The following is a 21,453-nucleotide window of genomic DNA, read 5'->3' as shown; positions in this document are numbered from 1 at the left end:
AGCGGCCGGCCCGGCGCCGGGGCGCGGGAGGCCGGCGCAAGGGCGGCGGTGAGCAGCCGGCGGCGCGTGAGTCCGGGGCGGGACGCGCGCCGGGTGCGGTACGTGAGGTCCAGCCCCTCGCGGGGCGGATCCCCGCGCAGGAGGATGTGCAGGTGACCCGGGAGAACCCTGAGACGGGTGCGGAGCAGCCGCCGCACGACGAGGCCGGCCTGGAGCGGCGTGTCGCGCGCGGACTGGCGTTTCTGCGGCGGCGGCTGACCGGGGACTACGAGGTCGACGACTTCGGCTACGACGAGGAGCTGACCGACCAGGTCCTGATGTCCCTGCTGCGGCCGGTGTACGAGAAGTACTTCCGCGTCGACGTGAAGGGCATGGAGAACATCCCGGCCGAGGGCGGTGCGCTGATCGTCGCCAACCATTCGGGGACGCTGCCGCTGGACGGCCTGATGATGCAGGTGGCCGTGCACGATCACCATCCGGCGAATCGTCACCTCAGGCTGCTCGCGGCGGATCTGGTGTTCGTGCTGCCGGTGGTGAACGAACTGGCGCGCAAGCTCGGGCACACGCTCGCGTGCGCGGAGGACGCCGGGCGGCTGCTGGGGCAGGGAGAGCTGGTCGGGGTGATGCCGGAGGGGTTCAAGGGCATCGGGAAGCCGTTCAGCGAGCGGTACAAGCTCCAGCGGTTCGGGCGGGGCGGCTTCGTGTCGACCGCGTTGCGGCAGGGGGTGCCGATCATTCCCTGCTCGATCGTGGGGGCGGAGGAGATCTACCCGATGATCGGCAACGCGAAGACGCTGGCTCGGGTGCTGGGGATTCCGTACTTCCCGCTGACGCCGACGTTTCCCTGGCTGGGGCCGGTGGGGGCGGTGCCGTTGCCGACGAAGTGGACGATTCAGTTCGGGGAGCCGATTCGGACCGACGGGTATCCGCCGGAGGCGGCGGAGGATCCGATGCTGATGTTCAACCTGACGGATCAGGTGCGGGAGCAGATTCAGCACACGCTGTACAAGTTGCTCGTGCAGCGGAGGTCGGTGTTCTTCTGAGGCGTTGCGACAAAACCCCGCGCCCCCGAACGGGGACGCGGGGAGGGTGCGGCGTTGGTCAGTTGCCGGTGTTCTCGCCGTCGATGCCCAGGCCCGGGAGCAGGCCGGGCAGGAGTGGCGGCAGGGTGACGTCCGGGGCGCTGGACGCGGTCTTCGACGGGGACGGGGTGCTCGTGCCCGTCTTCGGGGGGTCCAGGAGGCCGCCCGTCGCACCGCCGATCAGCCCGTCGTCGGTGCTGCTGCCGGAGGCCGAGCCGCTGGGGGTGCCGGTGCTGGACTCGCGGCCCGTGGACGAGCTGCCGGAGGACGACGGGGCCGTCGACCGGTGGCGGCCGGGGGAGCCGGTGGACGCCGTGCCCGAGCCCTGGCTGCCGGTGCTGCCGCCGGCGTGCCGGGGCGGCTGGGGGAGCAGGGACTGCAGCGGGCCGACCTCTTCGTCTATGGCGGCGAAGACCGACGTCACCTGCTGGCTGACGTCGCCGAGCTGGACCGGGAGCCGCTCGCGCAGGGCGCCCCAGGCCTGACGGTGGGACTGGGCGAAGGCGGACAGGGCCTGGATGGGTCCCAGCGAGTCCGGGTCGCGTTCGTAGGCCTCGTGGAGCAGGCGGTGGCCCTCGGTGACGTCGTGCTGCATGCCGGACAGCGTGCGCCGGATCTCGCCGATCGACTCGTGGTCGAGATGGCCGCCGCGGTCCCGCTCCATCAGCCGGCGGGCCTCCATCAGCCGGGTCGAGGCCTGGTCGAGGTAGGTCTGACCGCGCTGGTCGTCACCGTCGGACAGGTAGTTGAGCTTGAAGTCCTCGATGCCGCGTTTGAGGCCGTACAGCGAGTCGCCGGGCAGGGCGTCGGAACTGGCCGCGGCCACCCCGCCGAAGGCTCCGGCGGCCACGCCGACGCTCAGGCCGCCCGCGGCGAGCCCCTTGGTGAGCCGGGAACGCGGTCGCAACCTGCCCAGCGGACTGGCCCGGTGTGCTCCCTTCGCACTGTCGGAGCGCTGCCCGGGCACCGCCGCGTCCGCCGCCCCGCCCAGGGTGCCCTCCGCCAGCATGGCCTCCATCGCGGCCACCAGCCGGGCCCGCTGCACGACCTTGACCTCGGGGTCGAGCTCCGGTTTGGGCAGCGCGGTGAGCCCTGTCGCCAGGGCCAGCAGTTCGCCGTGCTCGGTCGGTTCAGCCCGGTCCGGTGTGGCCGGTGCGTCGCCCACCGGTCCCTCGGACCGCTCGGCCGCCGGGTCCCGGTCGGGCTGCTCCTCCAGGGCCTGGGCGAAGGCGTTCGCCCGCCGGTGTGCCGATACGTTCGCGATCACTGGCGGCACCTCCTCTCGTCATGACGGTCGACTCCCCAGGGGGTCCTGAGGGTTGCACGCCCTCGACCGGACCACACGATCGTGTGATCAGGGACTTGCTGGACGTGACCACAGGGAGCCTGTATCCCGCACAACGAGCGGCTCGGCACTTGGGTTACGGACGAGCGGAGATCGGCTGAGAAAGACAACGGGCTTTGACGGAACGTGAGTTGACCGTCGCCCGGGGTGGCCGTCTCAGCGCGCGTCCTCCGGGAGGAGGCGGGCGAGAGTGCGCACGGCCCGGTACTGGAGGGTCTTGATGGCGCCCTCGTTCTTGCCCATCACCCGGGCGGTCTCGGCCACCGAGAGACCCTGGAGGAAGCGGAGCGTCACGCACTCCTGCTGCTGGGGGTTGAGGCGTCGTACGGCGTCGAGCAGCGCGGCGTTGGAGAGGGACTCCAGGACGGAGTCCTCCGGGGAGCGCTCGACCTCGTTGGCGTCGAGCATCTCGCCGGTGGTGACCTCCAGGCGGAAGCGGCTCGACTTGAAGTGGTCGGCGACCAGGTTGCGGGCGATGGTGACCAGCCAGGCGCCGAAGTCGCGGCCCTGCCAGGTGAAGGTGCCGATGCGCCTGAGCGCGCGCAGGAACGTCTCGCTGGTGAGGTCCTCGGCGGTCGCCTTGCCGCCCACGCGGTAGTAGATGTAGCGGTAGACGGTGTCGCTGTACTGGTCGTAGAGGCGGCCGAAGGCGTCGGACTCGCCGGCCTGGGCGCGCTCCACGAGGTCCATCATCCGGGCACTGTCGCTGTCCGCGGCCGGACGGCGGGCGGGGGCGGTGGTGCCGGTCGAACGGCCGCGTCTGCCGACCGCGGCGCCGCCGTCGGCCAGTGCGTAGCACGGGCCCACGGGGGCGGCGGCGAAGGCGGGGACGGCAGACGCGGTGGGGACGAGGCCGCGCAGCGTCTCTTTGACCGTCGCGACCGTTGCGCGCAGCGTAGCCAGGCCCGAGGCGTCAACCCCGACGTGTGGGTACACGGGACTCCCAGAGGCAGAGCTTTCATCACGTGCAGTGCGGAACCGTTCACCCGTCGTGGCGACGGAGGGGTACCGGTTTGCGTCTGAGGAGAATAACGCTTCGTACAGGCCCTGCTACACCGAGTTGCTCAAATCATCGATTGCGTCGCTTCTCTTACCGATTTGAGCCGGTTCAAGTGCCGCAGAGTGACTGTTTGTTGATCAGAAAGGTGCGTGTTCCGGCGGAGTCGAGGGCGTGTGGGGGCAGCCGCGCGATAATTCGGGCGCGCGAGGTTTGGCGCCCTGTCAGGGCCACGGGAAACGGCGCGAGCAACACGTGCCGCCGCGTCCGGGGCGGCGTCCGCCCCCACCACGGGGCCGCCTCGCACCGCGCCTGTCCCGGCGCCCGCCCGGGGGAGCATGGGGATGTTCCCGCTTCGGGTGGCGGTGCTCCTGCGCCGCCCGGGGGTGTGCCTGCCTCGTGCGGCGATGGTGGGGCCGGTCCCGGGCCCCGCTGCCGGCGTCGTCGGCTCGGTGCTGTCGGTGCTAGCGGCGTCGTCGGCTCAGGGCGATCGCTGCCGCTGTGCCGCCCGCGACCGCGCCCACGCCGGCCGCTGCCGGGATGCCCACCTTCGCCGCCTTGCGGCCCGTCCGGTAGTCGCGCAGGCGCCAGTCCATCTCGCGGGCGTGCTTGCGCAGCTTCGTGTCCGGGTTGATGGCATACGGGTGACCGACCAGGGACAGCATCGGGATGTCGTTGTGGGAGTCGCTGTAGGCCGCGCACCGGGAGAGGTCGAGGCCCTCGGCCGCGGCCAGCGCGCGTACCGCCTCCGCCTTGGCCGGCCCGTGCAGGGGCTCGCCGACCAGTTTGCCGGTGTAGACGCCGCCGACCGACTCGGCCACCGTGCCCAGGGCGCCGGTCAGCCCCAGGCGGCGGGCGATCACGCCGGCGATCTCCACCGGCGCCGCCGTGACGAGCCACACCTTCTGGCCCGCGTCCAGGTGGGCCTGGGCGAGGGCGCGGGTGCCGGGCCAGATGCGCTCGGCCATGTACTCGTCGTAGATCTCCTCGCCGATGGTCTGGAGCTCCGCGACCCGGTGGCCCTTGACGATCGACAGGGCCGAGTCGCGGGCGTCCTGCATGTGCTCGGGGTCCTCGACGCCGGCCAGCCGGAACCACGCCTGCTGCCAGGCGAACCTGGCGAGGTCGCGGGTCTCGAAGAACTTTCTTTTGTACAGGCCGCGGCCGAAGTGGAAGATGGCGGCGCCCTGCATCACCGTGTTGTCCAGGTCGAAGAACGCGGCGGCCTTGTCGTCGCCGAGCACCGGGAACTGCGGTTCCGCGGCCTCTTCGACGGGCGCCGGCGCTTCCTGGTTCTTGCGCGCGGCCTCTGCCGAGGCCTCGCCTGCCAACACGCTCCGCGCCGTGGCGGAGCGCCTACGGGGAGTGAGCCATCCGAGAGCGGCCATGTCGTGAGCATAGCCAGTCTGTTCGGTGGTTCCGGAGTCACGGGAGTTGGATGGGTGTGAACTCTCCGCGACCTGGCCGTTAAGCAAGGCGAGGAAGGCGTGCAGGAGGCGGCGGACATGCCCTGCCAGGGGCGGGACAATGGACGTCATGAGTCCCCTCTTCGGCCGGAAGGCGCCCGCGCCCCGTGTGCGGCTGGTCACCCTCATCCGTAAGCCCGGCTGCCATCTGTGTGATGACGCACAGGCCGTGGTCGAGAAGGTGTGCGGCGACCTCGACGTGCCCTGGGAGCACCAGGACATCACCCAGGATCAGCGGCTGCACGACCTGTACTGGGAGCAGATTCCGGTGGTCCTCGTCGACGGCGAACAGCACACCTTCTGGCGCGTGAACGAAGAACGGCTCCGCAAGGCACTGACCGACTAGTCCAAACCGGCTGCGAAGTCGCTTAGGATCGACGGCGGCGTGGTCTCGGGGGGCGGGATTCGTAAGGAGTGTGTGCGATTTTGCCCCCAACGGAGAGGGAGCGTGCGCGAGTGTGCGCCGGTTCCGTACGACCGCGCCGGGGGCGCGTGACCCCGGTCACGTTGGCCGGGCAAATCGGACACCATCTTTGTGCACGCGTTCACAAAGACATAGCCTGCTGTCGACGGGGCGGTCTGGGTAGGAGTGACCGTCCGCAGCCCCGCTCAACCCGTTGGAGCACCGTGGCAACTGGCCGAACTCACCGACCGGCGACCCGCAGCCGAGGGATCCCCGAGGCCACCGTCGCCAGGCTTCCGCTGTACCTCCGGGCGCTGACCGCACTGTCGGAGCGCTCGGTCCCCACGGTCTCCTCCGAGGAACTGGCCGCCGCCGCGGGGGTCAACTCCGCGAAGCTGCGCAAGGACTTCTCCTACCTGGGCTCGTACGGAACGCGCGGTGTCGGCTACGACGTCGAGTATCTCGTCTATCAGATCTCCCGTGAGCTGGGCCTGACCCAGGACTGGCCGGTAGTGATCGTCGGTATCGGTAACCTCGGCGCCGCTCTCGCCAACTACGGCGGGTTCGCCTCCCGCGGCTTCCGGGTCGCCGCCCTGATAGACGCCGACCCGGCGATGGCCGGGAAGCCGGTGGCCGGTATCCCCGTGCAGCACACCGACGACCTGGAGAAGATCATCCAGGACAACGGCGTCAGCATCGGCGTGATCGCCACCCCCGCGGGCGCCGCCCAGCAGGTCTGCGACCGGCTGGTGGCCGCCGGGGTCACCTCCATCCTGAACTTCGCGCCGACCGTGCTGACCGTCCCGGACGGCGTCGACGTGCGCAAGGTCGACCTCTCCATCGAGCTGCAGATCCTCGCCTTCCACGAGCAGCGCAAGGCCGGCGAGGAGCACGAGGGCACGGTGCCGCCCGTGACCGCCCACCAGGAGCCCGGCGAGCAGGGACCCGACGGGGACGTACCCGCCGTGATGCCGGCATGAGTCTCCTCGTCGTCGGGCTGAGCCACCGCAGCGCCCCGGTCAGCGTCCTGGAACGGGCCGCGCTCTCCGCGGACGCCCAGGTCAAGCTGGTCCAGGACACGGTCGCCGCCGAGCCGGCCACCGAGGCCGCGGTACTCGCCACCTGCAACCGCATCGAGCTGTACGCCGACGTCGACAAGTTCCACGCCGGAGTCGCCGAGCTGTCCACGCTGCTCGCCCAGCACAGCGGGGTCGGGCTGGACGAGCTCACTCCTTATCTCTACGTGCACTACGAGGACCGGGCCGTCCACCACCTGTTCTCGGTGGCCTGCGGGCTCGACTCGATGGTCGTCGGCGAGGGGCAGATCCTCGGCCAGATAAAGGACTCGCTGGCCCGCGCGCAGGAGCTGCACAGCGCCGGCCGGCTGATGAACGACCTGTTCCAGCAGGGCCTGAGGGTGGGCAAGCGCGCCCACTCCGAGACCGGCATCGACCGGGCCGGGCAGTCGCTGGTCACCTTCGGTCTTGAGCAGCTGGCCGCCGGTGCGGATGTGGAGACCTGGGCCACCGGCAAGAAGGCGCTGGTCATCGGCGCGGGCTCGATGTCCTCGCTGGCCGCCGCCACGCTGGCGCGGGCCGGGGTCGCCGAGATCGTGGTGGCCAACCGGACGTTCGACCGCGCGGAGCGGCTCGCGCAGATCCTCTCCGAGGGCGACGACACGGACGTGGCCGCCCGCGCGGTACCGATGGACGCGGTGCCGGGCGAGCTGACACGTGCCGACGTCGTGGTGTCGTGCACCGGGGCGACGGGGCTGGTGCTGACGGCGGAGGCGGTTGCCGCCGCCGTCGAGGGCCGGACCGGTGAGCCGGTCACCGAGATCGACGTACCGTCCGCGCCGAAGCAGCCGCTCGCCGGCCCGAGCCTCGGCGCCGACGAGAACTGCCCCCTCGACCTCGCCGCCGAGCAGAGTGGTTTCTCCGTGCTGGGCGAGGCCGCCGTCGCCGGCATGGCCGCCGCCGAGCTGGAGCAGCACGCGGCCTGGGTGGACAACGGGACGGTGGACATCCGGGAGACCGGGCGCCGTACCCCGCAGGCCGAGATCGAGGCGGAGGCCGAGCTGATCGGCGCGCTCGCCGCGACCGCGGCCCGGATCGGCCGGATCCCCGAGCGGCGCAGGCCGGAGCCGGTCGCCGGGTTCGTCCGGCCCGCGCCCGCGCTGTTCCTCCTCGACCTTGCCATGCCCCGGGACATCGACGCCGCCGCGCACCGGCTGGCCGGGGTGCGGCTGGTGGACATCGAGTCGCTGGCCGAGGCGTCGGCGGACGCCCCGATGGCCGCCGACGTGGACCAGGTCCGCCGTATCGTCTCCGACGAGGTGGCCGCGTTCGGCGCCGCGCAGCGGGCCGCGCACATCACGCCCACCGTGGTGGCGCTGCGGACCATGGCCGCCGACGTCGTCGCGGGCGAGATCGCCCGCCTCGACGGGCGCCTGCCCGACCTGGACGAACGCCAGCGCGGGGAGATCCGCCAGGCGGTGCACCGGGTCGTCGACAAGCTGCTGCACGCGCCGACCGTACGGGTCAAGCAACTCGCGGCCGAGCCCGGCGGCGCCGGGTACGCGGACGCGCTGCGGACCCTGTTCGACCTCGACCCGGAGACGGTGGCTGCCGTCTCCCGGGCCGTGGACAGCACGACCGAGAAGGACCGACCGGTATGAGTGACATTCCACTGCGACTGGGGACCAGGCGATCCAGACTCGCCATGGCCCAGTCCGGGCAAGTGGCCGAGGCCGTGAGCCAGGTGACCGGACGGCCCGTCGAGCTCGTCGAGATCACCACCTACGGCGACACCTCCCGCGAGCACCTGGCGCAGATCGGCGGCACGGGTGTCTTCGTGACCGCCCTGCGGGACGCGCTGCTGCGCGGCGAGGTCGACTTCGCGGTTCACTCGCTGAAGGACCTCCCGACCACCCAGCCGGCCGACCTGGTGCTGGCCGCCGTACCGGTGCGCGAGGACCCCCGGGACGTGATCGTCGCCCGGGACGCGCTGAAGTTCACCGACCTGCCGCGCGGGGCGCGCATCGGCACCGGTTCGCCGCGCCGTACGGCCCAGCTCAACGCGTACGCCCGCGCGCACGCGCTGGACATAGCGACCGTCCCGATCCGGGGGAACGTCGACACCCGGATCGGATACGTGCACGCCGGCGAGCTCGACGCCGTGGTGCTGGCCGCGGCCGGACTCAGCCGCATCGGCCGCATCGACGAGGTGACCGACTTCCTGTCGGTCGACACGGTTCTGCCCGCCCCCGGCCAGGGGGCACTGGCGATCGAGTGCGCCGCGGACAACGCGTCGCTGATCGCCGCGCTCGGGGAACTCGACGACCCGTTCACGCGGGTCGCCGTGACCGCCGAGCGATCACTGCTCGCCGCCCTGGAGGCCGGCTGCTCCGCCCCTGTGGGCGCGCTGGCCGACCTTCTGGCCGACGGGCAGATTGTCAAGGAAATGCGCCTGCGGGCAGTCGTCGGCACGACCGACGGCACCCGGACGGTGCAGTTGTCCACCACCGGTCCCGTGCCCGAGACATACGACCAGGCGACGGCGCTCGGTCGCGAACTCGCCTCCGAGATGCTTGCCCAGGGCGCGGCCGGTCTGATGGGGGAGCGAGCACAGTGAGCCCCACCAACCTTCCCGCCGGCCTCGATCACGGGCACGTCACCTTCCTGGGTGCCGGACCCGGGGATCCGGGACTGCTGACCTTGCGTGCCGTGGAGGCACTGTCCAGCGCGGACGTCCTGGTCGCCGAGCACGACGTGCTCGACGTGATCAGGAGCCACGCCAGGCAGGGCGTCTCCGTCGTGCCCACGAATCCGGATCCGTCGTCGGACCCGTATCCGGGCACAGGCGCGCCTCAACTCACGGTTGTTGACGGAGCGTCAACGACCGCTTCCCTCCCGCCCGCGCGGGATGCGGCTCATCTTGTCATGGAGGCCGCGCGGGGTGGCAGGCGGGTCGTCCGTGCGGTGTCCGGGGACCCGGGACTTGATACGTACGCGACCGAGGAAATGCTCGCCTGCGCCGCCGCCGGTGTGCCCTTCGAGGTCGTGCCCGGTGTTGCGGCGGCGGTGGGTGTGCCGGCGTACGCCGGTGTGCCGCTGAGGGACGCGCAGGGCGCGGACGTCCGCTTCGTGGACGCCCGTACCGCCTCCGACCGGTGCTGGACCGAGGTCGGTGCCTCGGACGGCACGGTCGTGGTCTCCACGACGCTCGACTCGGTGGCCGCGGCCGCCGGTGAGCTGGTGGCCGCCGGACGCAAGCCGGACACCCCGCTGACGGTCACCGTCGCCGGTACGACGACCCGGCAGCGCACCTGGACCGCCACCCTCGGCACCATCGCGCAGACGCTGAAGCAGGCGAAGGTGCTGCCCTCGCCGGACGGCGGCCGGCCGGTGATAGCCGTGGTCGGTGAGCGGTCCGCCGCCGCGCAGCGCGACCAGCTGTCGTGGTTCGAGTCCAAGCCGCTGTTCGGCTGGAAGGTGCTCGTGCCGCGGACGAAGGAACAGGCGGTGTCGCTCTCCGACCAGCTGCGGTCGTACGGGGCGGTGCCGCACGAGGTGCCGACGATCGCCGTCGAGCCGCCGCGCACGCCCCAGCAGATGGAGCGGGCGGTGAAGGGGCTCGTCACCGGACGGTACGAGTGGATCGCGTTCACCTCGGTCAACGCCGTCAAGGCGGTCCGGGAGAAGTTCGAGGAGTACGGGCTCGACGCGCGTGCCTTCGCGGGCATCAAGGTGGCCGCGGTCGGCGAGCAGACCGCCAAGGCGCTGGTCGCCTTCGGGGTGAAGCCGGACCTGGTGCCGAGCGGGGAGCAGTCGGCCGCCGGACTCCTCGAGGACTGGCCGCCGTACGACCCGGTGTTCGACCCGATCGACCGCGTCTTCCTGCCGCGCGCCGACATCGCCACCGAGACCCTGGTCGCCGGGCTGATCGAGCTGGGCTGGGAGGTGGACGACGTCACGGCGTACCGCACCGTGCGGGCGTCGCCGCCGCCGGCGGAGACCCGGGAGGCGATCAAGGGCGGCGGGTTCGACGCCGTGCTGTTCACGTCGTCCTCGACCGTGCGGAACCTGGTGGGTATCGCCGGCAAGCCGCACAACGTGACGGTCATCGCCTGCATCGGTCCCGCCACGGCCAAGACCGCCGAGGAGCACGGGCTGCGGGTGGACGTGATGGCTCCGGAGCCGTCCGTCGCCAAGCTGGCCGAGGCGCTCGCCGAGTTCGGGCTGCGCCGCCGGGCGAGTGCCCGCGAGGCCGGGGACCCGGTGACCCGCCCGAGCGAGCGGCGGCCGGGGGCGCGGCGACGGCGGACGACGACCTGACGCCGGGCGCGAGGTACGGGACACCAGGAAACGGGCGGGGGTGCGCTGGGTGGCGCGCCCCCGCCCTTTCCTGAATTCCGGCGGTCGTGTTTTCCCAAGCGAATTGCCGTCGCCCCGGCGGCCCACTACTTTAACTCGCAAGGAAACCGCTTGCTCGATTGAGCGTTCCCGTGATGTGCGGAAACGATTACTCATTGGTAAAACCCTTCGGTAACAGGGGAGTTGGGCCTCGCCTGTCCACTGGGAACGTTTTCGGCGGGAACGCAGGCAGACGTGAGGTGGAACCGTGGGCCGTCCCGAACGACCGGTGGATCCCGACGACGGGCCGGTACCGCGTTTCGCGAACGAACTGAGGGCGCTGCGCAGAGCGGCCGGTTCGCCGTCGTACCGGACGATGGCCAAGCACACCGGTCTGTCGGTGACCGCCCTGTCGCGGGCCGCGTCCGGGGAACGGCTGGCGTCGGCGGCGGTGGTGCGGGCCTACGCGCGGGCGTGCGGGGCCGATCCGGAGGAGTGGGAGCGCCGCTGGGAGGCCGTGGCCGAGGAGGCGCGCTCCCCGTCGGCGCGGGACGGCGACTCGCCGTACCAGGGACTCGCCCGGTTCGACTACGGCGACCGGGACCGTTTCTTCGGCCGGGAGCGGCTGGTCGAGGAGGCTCTGGAGCTGGCGGTGGAGCACCGGTTCGCGGTGCTGGTGGGCACCTCGGGCAGTGGCAAGTCCTCGCTGCTGCGAGCCGGGCTGCTGCCCCGCCTGGAGGCGCTCGCGCGGGAGCGAGGCAGCGGTGCGGAGCCCCGGGGAATGGAGTTCCGCGGTGTGGAGTTCCGGCTGATCACGCCTGGGCCCCGGCCCGCCGCCACCCACGACAGGTTTCTGGACCCGCCGCCGGACGGACCCGAACGGTTCGTGGTGGTGGACCAGTTCGAGGAGATCTTCACCCTGTGCCGGGACCGGGCCGACCGCTGGCGGTTCGTGGACCGGCTGCTCGCCGCCCGTGAACCCGGCGGCCGGCTGCGCGTGGTCGTCGCGGTGGGCGGCAGTTTCCACAGCCTGTGCACCGCGCACGCCGGCCTCGCGGAGGCGTTACGCACCACGGCGCTGACCGTGCGTCCGATGAACCGGGCCGAGTTGCAGGAAGCCGTCGTCCGGCCGGCCACGGCGGCCGGACTGCGGGTGGAACGCGAACTCACCGCCCGGATCATCGAGGAGGCCGCGGACCAGCCCGGCGCGCTGCCGATGCTGTCGCACGCCCTGCGGGAGACCTGGCGCCGACGGCGCAGCGGTGTCCTGACCCTGGCCGCGTACGAGGCGGCGGGCGGCATCCACGGAGCGATCGCCGCGGCGGCCGAGGAGGTCTACGGCGGCCTGACCGCCGCCCAGGCCGCCACCGCCCGCCGGTTGCTGCTGGCGCTGATCGAGCCGGGCGCAGGCACCGCGGACACCCGCCGCCCGCTCAGCCGCGCGGACCTGCGCGAGTGGCCCGACCCCGAGGTGCCCGAAGTCCTCCAGCGGCTCGCCCGCGCCCGGCTCGTCACCCTCGGCCAGGAGAGCGTCGAACTCGCCCACGAGGCCCTGATCACCCGCTGGCCCCGACTACAGGCGTGGATCGACGCCAACCGCGAACGGCTGGCCGAGCACCGCCGTCTCAGCGAGGCCGCCCGGATCTGGCAGGAACGCCGTTACGACTCCGGCAACCTCTACCGGGGCACCCAACTCACCGTCGCCGACGTGCTGTTCGGCCGCGGTGTCAGCGACCACGACCTCACCGGACGGGAACGCGCCTTCCTCAGCGCCTCCCGGGTCGCCCGCCGCATGGAAGGCTGGACGGCGGGCCGGACCCGCAGCCGGATGCGCGGGCTGGCCGCGGCCCTCACCGTGGTCCTCGTGGGCCTGCTCGTCGCCGGGCAGCTGGCCTGGCAGCGCGGCAACGCGGCCGATCTGGAGCACCTCCGCGCCGGCGCCCTGCAGGCCGCCGCCCTCGCCGGCCGGACCCAGTCCACCGACCCCCGCACCGCCGCCCTGCTCAGCGTCGCCGCCTGGCGGCTGGCCCCCTCCCCGGTCAGCCGCGCCGCCCTGCTCAGCGCGCTCGCCGAACCCGAGGACGACGTCTTCACCGGGCCGGTTCCCGGCGAGAGCGGCGGGGCCTTCCTCACGGACTCCGGCCGCACCCTGCTCGTGGCGGGCGCCGGCTCCTGGTCCACGTGGGACGTGACCGGGCACCGGCGCACCGGGTCCGGGACCCTGCCGGACGCCCAGGTGACGGCGGCCGACCCCACGGGCCGCACCGTGCTGCTGGCCGGGCCCGGCGGGCGGCGCCTGTGGCAGCTGCCCGGGGCCACCGGCCGACGCGTGCCGGTCGGTGGCCGGGTCCTCGGCTTCGGGGCGGACGGGCACAGTTACGTCGTCAGGGAAGCGGGGGCCGACCCCGGTGTGCGGCTGAGCGCGGCGGACGACGGCCGCACGCTCTTCCGGACGGCGGCGCGCGACGCGTATCCGGTGCCCTCGCCGGACCACCGGCTGGTGGCCGTCTGCCGTCCCGGTCGGCCGCCGGAGGTGTGGGACACCGCCCAGGGGGCCGTGCGGCACGGCGGCTGGCAGGGCGTGCGGACACCGGACTGCTCGTCCGGTGCCGTCGCTCTGGGCGCCGGCGGCACCCGGCTCGCCGCGGCCTCCGGCACCGGCGTGGGCGTCTGGGACACCACCACCGGGCGCCGGCTCGCCGACCTCACCGGGCCGGGCGTCCGGCACCTCGCCTTCACCGCGGACGGGGCGTCGCTGGCGGCGGCCGGGCCGGACGGGGTGACGGTATGGCGGATCTCGGCACCGGGGATCCCGGTGCTGCGCCAGCCGGTGCCCGGCGGCCCCGTCACGGACCTCGCCTGGGACGTGGACGGCTCGGTCCTGCGCTGTCTGGCGGGCAGCACCGTACACACCCTCGACCTGTCCGGCGCACTGACCGCCCGGTGGCGGACCCGGCCCCTCGACGCCGTACTGCTCAGCCCGGACGGCCGGTTGCTGGCAGCCGTGGAGCGGACGGCGACGGGGTACCGGCTGCGCCTGGTGCGAACCCGTACGGGCCGCACGGTCGCCGAACTCCCCTTCTCCACCAGCTCCCTCGCTTCCTCCCGCGTCCTGCTGGCCTTCAGCCCGGACAGCCGGGCCATCGCCTACGGGGCGGTCGCTGCGGCGAGGCTCGCACCGAGCGGTCCGGCGACGGACGGTGCGGCGGCGGACGGTGCGGCGGCGGGGAGTGCGGCGAGTGGGGCCGTCCCTTCGGCCGGGGCGAGCGGTGCGCTGAGCGGGGTCGGGTCGGTGGGGGGTGCACCTACGGCCGGGGCGGGCCGGTCCCTGCCGACCGCCGGGGCGGGCGGTGCCGTGCCCGTCGCTCGGTTCACGGTGCGGGACACCTCGTCCGCCGCCCATGCGGGGACCTCCTTCGACGTCACTGGGCCCGCCACCGCCACGGCCCGCGCCATCGCCCTCACCCCGAAGGGCCGGCGACTGCTGGTCGGCTGGGCCGAGCCCGCAGGCACGATCGTCCCGCAGATGTGGGACACCGCCCGCCGGACCCGGGCGGCCGGCCGGGACGTGGGTGAGGCGGCGGTGCGGGCGGCCATGTCCTCCGGGTTCTCCGGCCGGACCGCCGTACCGCCGGACGGCCCGAACCCCCGCGCACCGCTCACCGAGGGACGCGGCACCTACGACCTCGCGCTCAGCCGCGACGGCAGGTATCTCGCGACGGGCGGGGCCTTCGGCACGGTCACCGTGTCGGACACCGGCAGGGCCGACGGTCCCGTGGCGGTGATCCCCGGACCCCCCGCCACCACCGGCTGCGCCCCCTGCACGCGGATCACCGCCCTCGCCTTCAGCCGGGACGCGACCACCCTCGCCGTGGCCTACGGCTCCGGCGCCCTGCGCCTGTGGGACCTCACCCTGGACCGGCTCCTGGGCGGCAGCCCCACCACCCCTGGCGATGTGATCGACTCCCTGGCGTTCGGACCCGACGGTTACCTCTACGCCGCCGGCCCGCATGTGTCCGTCCAGGCCTACGCCATCGGCCCCGCCCAGGTCGCCGCCCGGCTGTGCGCCCGTGCCCGCGGGACCCTGACCGTCGCGGAATGGCGGCGCTACCTTCCCGACGTGCCCTACCGGCGGGTCTGCGAGGGACCTGGTCCGGACGACGGATCCCCGCGGCCCGCGGCCGACGCGGGCGCCGGTACGGCCACCGTGCTCGCCGAGCCGACCCGGAAGCCCCCCGCGGCGACCGCGTCCCCGGCAGCCGCCGCCACCCGGACGCCCTCCCCGCTCCCCGACCCCCGCCCCTGGTCGTCACACGGCCGGGGCCGACACCTCCCGAACCCCCACCGGACGGCAGCCGGCCCGTCGACCGCCGGCCGGTCACGCGAGCGCGGACCGCGCGGCCACCGCAGCGACGACCGCCCTGCCGGTCACGGCCCGCCCGGCGCCCGGACGGACGCTGACCGACCCGGCGGCCACCGGGCGAGCGGCGGCTGACTTCACGACGGGGCACGGCGCCGTGGGCCGCGTTGCGGTCGAGCGGACGTCGACCGTCCGGGCGGGGCCGAACGGGAGGGAGCCGTCTCTTCGGTGGGCCCGGCGGGCAGTGGGTCGGCGGTCGGGCGGGTGCTGACCGGTGTGGCGGTGCCGGGTGGGTTCGTGTCTGGTTTGTCGGTTGCGGGCGGGTGGGGGCGGTCTGTCGTGGCGTACCCGGCGGTAGGGTCTCCGGTCGCGTTGTTTACCCCTCTGACCTGGGTTGATCAACAATTCCGCCGCTCCCACAGTGGTTGCCGGACGGTCCGCTCCGCCGCCGGTGACCTCCCCCCGGTGCGGCGGCGGAGCGGTCGCCGGGCCGGCCCTCACACCCCCGAGGGCCGGCCAGAGAAAGACACGCACGTGCAATTCCCCGACCGTGTCAGCCGCGGTTCTCCCCGCAGGGGGAAGCCGGCACCCACTGGAGTACTCGATGCGATTCCCGCTCCGCACCACCGCCCCCTCCCGCCGGCCGTCCCGCCGCCTCGCCCGCAGCGGAGGCGCCGTCGCCGCACTCGCCCTCGGTGCCTCCCTCATGGCGGTCCCCCAGTCGTACGCCGCCAGCTCGCCCACCACCAGGGAGCTCCTCGACGCCTGCAGCTGGGCCGACCTGTGCGAGTTCCACCCGCAGAGCTACTCGACGTACACCGGCCCCAACCACCAGGTCGGCTCCACGGCGTACAACTGCGCCAGTCAGACCAACCAGCACCGCATCGACTGGTCCGACACGACCGCCTCCACCAACTCGGTCGGAGTGTCGATCACGGCGACCGCGAAGTTCTGGGAGGTCTACGAGGTCTCCGTCGAGACCAGTTACCGGCACGACTGGACCACCTCGCACACCGACACCGAGAGCGACACCGTCAACATCCCGGCCGGCTACAAGGGCTGGATCGAGCGCGGCACCGCCAAGCAGAAGGCCACCGGCTGGTACGAGATCCACTTCGGCAAGCGCTACTACGGCCACTACATCTGGTACGTCAACGACTACGTGTCGACCGGGTTCAACAACGACAACCCCAAGGCCGGCTACGTCAACTTCAAGGACGCCAGGATGACCTCCGGCGAGCGCGCCGCGCACTGCTGAACCCCCACAGGACAGCGGGCGGCCCCGCGTGGGCCGTGAGCCGTGCCGGGTCGCCCGCACCAAGCGAGAGGTCGTTCCGTGAAGCCAGACGATCCGGTCCGGCGCCGACGCCCGCGTGCCGTCGTCGCGGCCGTCCTGTGCTCGCTGCTGTTCCTGGCGGGCTGCGGCGGCGCGCCGAACGCGGACGGCCCGACCGCCTACGCCGACGGCGAGGGCCCGACGGTGATCGGCACCGACGGTTCGGCCGAGAGCCGGGTCGTGGCGGCCCTGTACGAGGAGCTCCTCGCCGACGCGGGGGTGCGGGTGCGCAGGGCGGGCACCCGTTACGCCTCGCCCGCCGACACCGCGCGGGCGGTGGTCGCGGGCCGCCTGGGCCTGGCCCCCGCCTACGAGAGCACGATGCTGCGCGCCCTGCCCGGGGGTCAGACCGTCGCCGGCAACATGGCGGCGACCCTGAGCACGGCCCTGCCCCCGGGCGTCGTCGCCCTCCCGCCGGCCGAGGCGGAGAACGGAGTCGTCCTCGCCGTCACCCGGGCCACCGCCCACCGGTACGGCCTGCGCACCCTCGCGGACCTGGGCAGAGCCGACGTCCGCGGGGGCCGCCGCACCCTCGGCGGCCCCGCCGCCCACGATCCCGACGCCCCATCGGCCGCCGCGCTGGAGAAGGCGTACGGCGTCCGGCTCACCGAGGCCGGTACCTCGGCCACCGCCGACGTCCTGGTCCTGCGCGGCACCGACCCCGCGATCCCCGGGGACGGCCTGGTCGTGCTGACCGACCCCGAGAGCACCGTGCCCCCGGAGCACGTCTTCCCGCTCATCGGCGCCCCGTACGCGGGCCTGTCCGCACGCAAGGCCCTGGCCCGTCTCAACTCCCGGCTCACCACGGTCCGGCTGGCGGCCCTGGCCGCATCCGTCGAATCCGGCGCCTCGCCGTCGCAGACGGCGCGGAAGTGGCTGCGGTCCAACGGCCTGGCCGACTGACGCCCCTCCCCTCCCCCGGAAAGGCACGAACGACATGGGTAACATCCGCCGAAAGCTCACCGTCGCCGCGCTCGCCGTGGCCTCCGCCGTCGGCGTCCTCGCCACGCCGGTGACCGCGAGCGCCGCCGACGCCAGCGTCCAGCTCAGGGTCTGCAACGACAACGGCGCGGCCCTGAGGTTCTACCTCGTCGGCTACAACGACCACGGCGACTGGGTGGGCTCCCGGTTCTGGGACGTCCCGGCCAACGCCTGCAGCACGGCCGCGGACTACTGGTGGCGGACCGACCGGTCCGTCGAGTTCCACTACGTCCGCCCGCCGGCCGGCTGGTCCTGGCACCAGGTGTACGTGCCGAAGGGGCACGACGGCAGCACCTGGACGTTCCACCAGTCGTAGGCACGGCCGTTCACCGACCGCTCAGGGCCCGGCGCACCCACCGGGCCCTGAGCCGTGCCCCGGGGTCAGGCCGGGTCGTGGTCGAGGACCTTCTTCAGGTCCGTGACCGTCGTGGGGATCTCGCGGTCGAAGGCGAGGCCGTCCAGGCCCTCGTCCGTGACCACCGCGAGCAGGGCCCGGTCGCCGACCGCGGTGACGACGACATGGCCCGCGCCGCACTGGGCCGTGACCTGGCGCAGGGCGCCGGTGTGGGCCTGGTCGGCCAGGCGGTGACCGAGGGAGAGGGCGGCGGAGGCCACCGCGGCCATGGACTCGGGATGCGTCCTGTCGGCGTCACTGGCCACCACCAGCCCGTCGACGGTGGCCAGGATGGTCTCGGACACGCCCATCACCCGGTCGCGCAACGAGACGAGGATGTCCTGGACGGGGTCGTCCATGATGGCTTCTTCCTGTGGTGCGTGGGCCGTTGCCCCGGAACTAGCGCTTGCGGCGGGGGAGCGGGGTCGCCGACGGTCGCGGTTCTGCCGCCGAGGTGTGGGGTGGGGTGCGCGGGGCCGTGCTGGGCCGGACGGCGGCGGCGGCCGCCGGGGGCTGGAGGAGGCCGAGGGCCAGGAGGTCGCGGAGGTCCAGCATGACCGCGAACAGGCCGCGGCCGAGGGCGAAGGCGATGTCCCGAGGGGTGCGCCGGCCGTCGGCCGCGGTCAGGACGGCCCGGTGGCGGGGGGAGAGGCGGGCGATGCGCGCCGGGTCGCCGGCTGCCGGGGCCGGTGCCAGGCGGTCACGGGCGAAGCGGGCGGTGGCGCCGCGTTCGTTCGCGAGCAGCCGGATGCGGCGGGACGTCTCGGCGACCATGCGGGCGGGCGGTACCGCCGTGCCCGTGTCGAGGTGGGGGCGGGGTTCGGCCGCCTCCCAGCCCTCCGGCCGGGTCAGGGCCAGCGCGAAGGCCGCGTCGAAGAGGGCGGCCTGGCCGGTGATCTCCAGTTCCGCGGCGCCGAGAAGCCCCTGGGCGACCAGTTCGCGGGCCAGGTGGGCGGGGTCGGTGCCGGTGGCCCGGACGGCCGTCCAGTCCTCCTCGGCGATCCGGCGGGACTTGAGGAGGAGGACCTCGATGCCCGGGGCGGCCGGCGTCTCCATGGCCACGACCAGGCCGTCGCGGACGTGGATGACCCCGCCGGGGCTCCCCGCGACGAGCACGGTGGCGGAACCCTTCCGCGTGTGCAGGGCGGCCAGGAACGCGGGGACGTTGCGGGCCGGTGCCGTCTCCGCGGTCATACGAGCAGCCGGCCCGTGTGCTCGGCGAGGTCGCGCAGCACCCAGGTGATGTTCGTACGGTCCCGGTCCACCAGGGCGAAGAGCAGGAGCGGGTCGCCGCCCCGGCGGTCGACCACGGTGGTCACGTGGTGCTGGGTGGCGGTGGTGACGACGATGCTCTCCAACTCGCCGCTCGCGCCCGCCTGGTCGAGGTGCGTGATCGCCAAGTGGGCGGTGGCCTGGGCGTCCTGGGCCGCGAGGGTGGCGCCCTCGGCGCCGTGCTCGGCGTAGGCGAGGCCGGTGACGCCGTCCAGGAGGGCGGCCGCGGTCACCCCGGGCGTCCCCGCGACGTCGCGCAGGACGGAGTCGAGCGAAGCCATGAGTTCCCCCTCCTGAGGCTCGTTCCGCACAGTACTTTATTGCCAACTCTTGCAACACCGGCCAAAGATGATGCTTATTCAGACTCGGAAAGGTCGAGGAGCAACCTGGTCCGGACCTGTTGCGTCCGAGTCGACCCACGTACGGAAGATCGAGGGCACCAGCGTGAACATCGAGACAACGCTCAAGGAAGCCATGAGCATCGACGGCGCCCTCGGGGTCGCCCTCGTCGACTACGAAAGCGGCATGTCCCTCGGATCGCTGGGCGGCGGTCCGCACCTGGACCTGGAGCTGGCGGCGGCCGGGAACACCGAGGTGGTCAGGTCCAAGAAGCGCACCCTGAAGTCCATCGGCCTGGACGACGAGATCGAGGACATCCTGATCACGCTCAGCGGCCAGTACCACCTGATCCGCCCGCTGCCCAAGGCCGGCGGCTCGCTCTTCCTCTACCTCGCCCTGGACCGCGGCCGCAGCAACCTCGCCCTGGCCCGGCACGGCCTCAAGAAGCTGGAAGCCGAGCTGGAGATCTGAGCCTGCCGGCCGCCGGGGGCGCCGACGGGGCGTCGGCAAAGGTCCGCGTGGTGCGGGCGTAGCGTAGAGGGCATGACGAAGTACGGCTCTTTTCCCGGTTCGCGTCCCCGGCGGCTGCGGACCAGCCCCGTCATGCGGCGCATGGTCGCCGAGACCCGGCTGCACCCCGCGGACTTCATCCTCCCGGCGTTCGTCCGGGAGGGCGTGAGCGAGCCCGTGCCGATCGCCGCCATGCCCGGCGTCGTACAGCACACCCGGGACACCCTGAAGAAGGCGGCCGCGGAGGCCGTCGAGGCGGGGATCTCCGGGATCATGCTGTTCGGCGTGCCGGAGGAGGCCAAGAAGGACGCCCTCGGCACGCCCGGCACCGATCCGGACGGGATCCTCCAGGTCGCGCTGCGCGACGTGCGGGCCGAGGTCGGGGACGACCTGCTCGTGATGTCCGACCTGTGCCTCGACGAGACCACCGACCACGGGCACTGCGGAGTCCTGGACGCCGAGGGCCGCGTCGACAACGACGCCACCCTGGAGCGGTACGCCGAGATGGCCCAGGTGCAGGCCGACGCGGGCGCCCATGTCGTCGGGCCCAGCGGCATGATGGACGGGCAGATCGGCGTCGTCCGCGACGCGCTCGACCAGATCGGCCGCGAGGACGTCGCCATCCTCGCCTACACCGCGAAGTACGCCTCCGCCTTCTACGGCCCGTTCCGCGAGGCCGTCGGCTCCTCGTTGAAGGGCGACCGCAAGACCTACCAGCAGGACCCCGCCAACGTGCGGGAGTCCCTGCGGGAACTGGCCCTGGACCTCGAGGAGGGCGCCGACATGGTGATGGTCAAGCCGGCCGGCCCCTACCTGGACATCCTCGCGCGGGTGGCCGACTCCGTGGACGTGCCGGTCGCCGCCTACCAGATCTCCGGCGAGTACTCGATGGTCGAGGCCGCCGCCGAGAAGGGCTGGATCGACCGCGAGCGGGCCATCCTGGAGACCCTGACGGGCATCAGGCGGGCCGGGGCGCAGAACATCCTCACCTACTGGGCGGTGGAGGCCGCGCGGCTGCTGCGCTGAGCGGGCCGCCCTCGCTTCTCCCGGGCGGGCGCGATCAAGTCGCTTTCGGAGTCGGGTTGTTGACGAGCGATTGTCGACCGGCCAGGACGCAGGTGCGACGGGTCACGGGTGGGGCGGGGCCGCGAGTTCGGCGGGGTGTGAGCGGGGGCGGGAGCCGGTGTCGGCGGACCAGCGGGCTCTGGTGCCGGTGCGACCGGAGTGGGCGGTGCCGGTCGGGGCGCCGGGGTGGACGAGGGAGGCGGCGGACGGGCCTTCGTCGCGTACGCCCTGTCCGTCGCGGCAGCCGGTGAGGGTGCTCGCGGCGACCAGCACCAGGACGGCCGCCGCGAGGAGACGGCGGCCGCGGGCCGGGGCAGAGTGCGTGGCGGACATGCGGAAGCTCCCTTGACGTTCTCGGCGTGGTCGGCGGTCCTGAAGCATCCTCAGCCTGTGCTGCGGCCCGCCCGCATCACCAGACTTCGCGGGCGATTCGGGACGCCCGTACCCGGCCCACCTCGCTGACCTGCCACGTTCCCGGCACCTGGGACGGCGGTCCGGGACGTCCGCATCGCGGAATCACAGGTGTAGACGACACGTACCTCTCTACGC

Annotated in this window: 19 protein-coding genes; 12 read left to right on the top strand and 7 right to left on the bottom strand. The window is 73.2% G+C overall.

Translation table 11 applies throughout. The features are described 5' to 3' along the window. Positions 1-1,043: lysophospholipid acyltransferase family protein (locus ABZ646_RS02955; protein ID WP_360512303.1), on the top strand; the 1,043-nt coding region annotated here is incomplete at its 5' end. Positions 1,044-1,101: 58 nt separating this feature from the next. Here the strand turns inward: ABZ646_RS02955 and ABZ646_RS02950 are convergent. The 3 genes from ABZ646_RS02950 to ABZ646_RS02940 all read right to left on the bottom strand — a co-directional run bounded on the left by ABZ646_RS02950 (position 1,102) and on the right by ABZ646_RS02940 (position 4,812). Then, positions 1,102-2,349 (bottom strand): DUF5667 domain-containing protein, encoded by a 1,248-nt coding sequence (locus ABZ646_RS02950; RefSeq protein ID WP_360512301.1) that lies wholly within the window; start codon positions 2,347-2,349, stop codon positions 1,102-1,104. Positions 2,350-2,583: 234 nt separating this feature from the next. Beyond that, positions 2,584-3,363: an ECF subfamily RNA polymerase sigma factor, BldN family gene (locus tag ABZ646_RS02945; RefSeq protein ID WP_360512299.1), complete on the bottom strand. Its 780-nt coding sequence runs from the start codon at positions 3,361-3,363 to the stop codon at positions 2,584-2,586. A gap of 525 nt (positions 3,364-3,888) precedes the next feature. Next, entirely contained in the window at positions 3,889-4,812 is a 924-nt protein-coding gene (locus ABZ646_RS02940; RefSeq protein ID WP_360512297.1) for an HAD-IB family hydrolase, read from the bottom strand. Between the two features lie 139 nt (positions 4,813-4,951). Between ABZ646_RS02940 and ABZ646_RS02935 the strand changes: the two genes are divergently transcribed. The 9 genes from ABZ646_RS02935 (at position 4,952) to ABZ646_RS02895 (ending at position 17,640) form a co-directional block, all read left to right on the top strand. Continuing rightward, positions 4,952-5,236, top strand: coding sequence for a glutaredoxin family protein (locus ABZ646_RS02935; protein WP_360512295.1), 285 nt, complete (start codon positions 4,952-4,954; stop codon positions 5,234-5,236). Between the two features lie 281 nt (positions 5,237-5,517). Next, on the top strand, positions 5,518-6,273 hold the full coding sequence (locus tag ABZ646_RS02930; protein ID WP_360512293.1) for a redox-sensing transcriptional repressor Rex: 756 nt from the start codon (positions 5,518-5,520) through the stop codon (positions 6,271-6,273). Continuing rightward, positions 6,270-7,970, top strand: coding sequence for a glutamyl-tRNA reductase (locus ABZ646_RS02925; protein WP_360512291.1), 1,701 nt, complete (start codon positions 6,270-6,272; stop codon positions 7,968-7,970). Before ABZ646_RS02930 ends, ABZ646_RS02925 begins: the two co-directional genes overlap by 4 nt. Continuing rightward, the gene (hemC, locus tag ABZ646_RS02920; RefSeq protein WP_360512289.1) at positions 7,967-8,926 is read left to right on the top strand and encodes a hydroxymethylbilane synthase; all 960 of its coding nucleotides are present in this window, start codon (positions 7,967-7,969) and stop codon (positions 8,924-8,926) included. The genes ABZ646_RS02925 and hemC overlap by 4 nt, the downstream gene beginning before the upstream one ends. Continuing rightward, a complete protein-coding gene (locus ABZ646_RS02915) occupies positions 8,923-10,629 on the top strand; it encodes a bifunctional uroporphyrinogen-III C-methyltransferase/uroporphyrinogen-III synthase (RefSeq protein WP_132890427.1) in 1,707 nt (568 codons plus the stop codon). Before hemC ends, ABZ646_RS02915 begins: the two co-directional genes overlap by 4 nt. 286 nt (positions 10,630-10,915) lie before the next feature. After that, positions 10,916-15,142, top strand: a complete 4,227-nt coding sequence (locus ABZ646_RS02910; protein WP_360512287.1) for a hypothetical protein — start codon at positions 10,916-10,918, stop codon at positions 15,140-15,142. 469 nt (positions 15,143-15,611) lie between these two features. After that, complete coding sequence (locus tag ABZ646_RS02905; RefSeq protein WP_360512286.1) at positions 15,612-16,265, top strand: hypothetical protein; 654 nt, start codon at positions 15,612-15,614, stop codon at positions 16,263-16,265. A gap of 78 nt (positions 16,266-16,343) precedes the next feature. Next, a complete protein-coding gene (locus ABZ646_RS02900; RefSeq protein ID WP_360512284.1) occupies positions 16,344-17,246 on the top strand; it encodes a glycine betaine ABC transporter substrate-binding protein in 903 nt (300 codons plus the stop codon). 34 nt (positions 17,247-17,280) lie between these two features. Beyond that, the gene (locus ABZ646_RS02895; protein ID WP_360512282.1) at positions 17,281-17,640 is read left to right on the top strand and encodes a hypothetical protein; all 360 of its coding nucleotides are present in this window, start codon (positions 17,281-17,283) and stop codon (positions 17,638-17,640) included. Between the two features lie 65 nt (positions 17,641-17,705). Here ABZ646_RS02895 and ABZ646_RS02890 read toward each other — a convergent pair whose 3' ends face one another. Genes ABZ646_RS02890 through ABZ646_RS02880 form a run of 3 tightly spaced genes read right to left on the bottom strand, consistent with a single transcriptional unit; the run spans position 17,706 to position 19,271 of the window. After that, on the bottom strand, positions 17,706-18,077 hold the full coding sequence (locus ABZ646_RS02890) for a roadblock/LC7 domain-containing protein (RefSeq protein WP_360512280.1): 372 nt from the start codon (positions 18,075-18,077) through the stop codon (positions 17,706-17,708). Between the two features lie 40 nt (positions 18,078-18,117). After that, positions 18,118-18,912 (bottom strand): hypothetical protein, encoded by a 795-nt coding sequence (locus tag ABZ646_RS02885; protein ID WP_360512278.1) that lies wholly within the window; start codon positions 18,910-18,912, stop codon positions 18,118-18,120. Further along, positions 18,909-19,271, bottom strand: coding sequence for a hypothetical protein (locus ABZ646_RS02880; RefSeq protein ID WP_360512276.1), 363 nt, complete (start codon positions 19,269-19,271; stop codon positions 18,909-18,911). The genes ABZ646_RS02885 and ABZ646_RS02880 overlap by 4 nt, the downstream gene beginning before the upstream one ends. Positions 19,272-19,434: 163 nt before the next feature. Between ABZ646_RS02880 and ABZ646_RS02875 the strand changes: the two genes are divergently transcribed. Both ABZ646_RS02875 and hemB read left to right on the top strand, forming a co-directional pair. Then, on the top strand, positions 19,435-19,800 hold the full coding sequence (locus ABZ646_RS02875; protein ID WP_360512274.1) for a hypothetical protein: 366 nt from the start codon (positions 19,435-19,437) through the stop codon (positions 19,798-19,800). A gap of 72 nt (positions 19,801-19,872) precedes the next feature. Continuing rightward, a complete protein-coding gene (gene hemB / locus ABZ646_RS02870; RefSeq protein ID WP_360512272.1) occupies positions 19,873-20,865 on the top strand; it encodes a porphobilinogen synthase in 993 nt (330 codons plus the stop codon). Positions 20,866-20,967: 102 nt separating this feature from the next. Here the strand turns inward: hemB and ABZ646_RS02865 are convergent, their stop codons facing one another. Further along, positions 20,968-21,237, bottom strand: coding sequence for a hypothetical protein (locus ABZ646_RS02865; protein WP_360512270.1), 270 nt, complete (start codon positions 21,235-21,237; stop codon positions 20,968-20,970). Between the last annotated feature and the right edge of the window lie 216 nt (positions 21,238-21,453).

It is taken from the genome of Streptomyces sp. NPDC007162, assembly GCF_040634175.1.
In the GTDB taxonomy this organism is placed as follows: Bacteria; Actinomycetota; Actinomycetes; order Streptomycetales; family Streptomycetaceae; genus Streptomyces.
This window is presented reverse-complemented; position numbering and strand designations above follow the sequence as displayed.

Excerpts from the sequence above, each read along its gene's own strand:
- ABZ646_RS02940 (WP_360512297.1), bottom strand. The coding sequence starts at position 4,812 with ATGGCCGCTCTCGGATGGCTCACTCCCCGTAGGCGCTCCGCCACGGCG.
- ABZ646_RS02935 (WP_360512295.1), top strand. The coding sequence starts at position 4,952 with ATGGACGTCATGAGTCCCCTCTTCGGCCGGAAGGCGCCCGCGCCCCGT.
- ABZ646_RS02925 (WP_360512291.1), top strand. The coding sequence starts at position 6,270 with ATGAGTCTCCTCGTCGTCGGGCTGAGCCACCGCAGCGCCCCGGTCAGC.
- hemC (WP_360512289.1), top strand. The coding sequence starts at position 7,967 with ATGAGTGACATTCCACTGCGACTGGGGACCAGGCGATCCAGACTCGCC.
- ABZ646_RS02905 (WP_360512286.1), top strand. The coding sequence starts at position 15,612 with ATGCGATTCCCGCTCCGCACCACCGCCCCCTCCCGCCGGCCGTCCCGC.
- ABZ646_RS02895 (WP_360512282.1), top strand. The coding sequence starts at position 17,281 with ATGGGTAACATCCGCCGAAAGCTCACCGTCGCCGCGCTCGCCGTGGCC.
- ABZ646_RS02890 (WP_360512280.1), bottom strand. The coding sequence starts at position 18,077 with ATGGACGACCCCGTCCAGGACATCCTCGTCTCGTTGCGCGACCGGGTG.
- ABZ646_RS02885 (WP_360512278.1), bottom strand. The coding sequence starts at position 18,912 with ATGACCGCGGAGACGGCACCGGCCCGCAACGTCCCCGCGTTCCTGGCC.
- ABZ646_RS02880 (WP_360512276.1), bottom strand. The coding sequence starts at position 19,271 with ATGGCTTCGCTCGACTCCGTCCTGCGCGACGTCGCGGGGACGCCCGGG.
- hemB (WP_360512272.1), top strand. The coding sequence starts at position 19,873 with ATGACGAAGTACGGCTCTTTTCCCGGTTCGCGTCCCCGGCGGCTGCGG.
- ABZ646_RS02865 (WP_360512270.1), bottom strand. The coding sequence starts at position 21,237 with ATGTCCGCCACGCACTCTGCCCCGGCCCGCGGCCGCCGTCTCCTCGCG.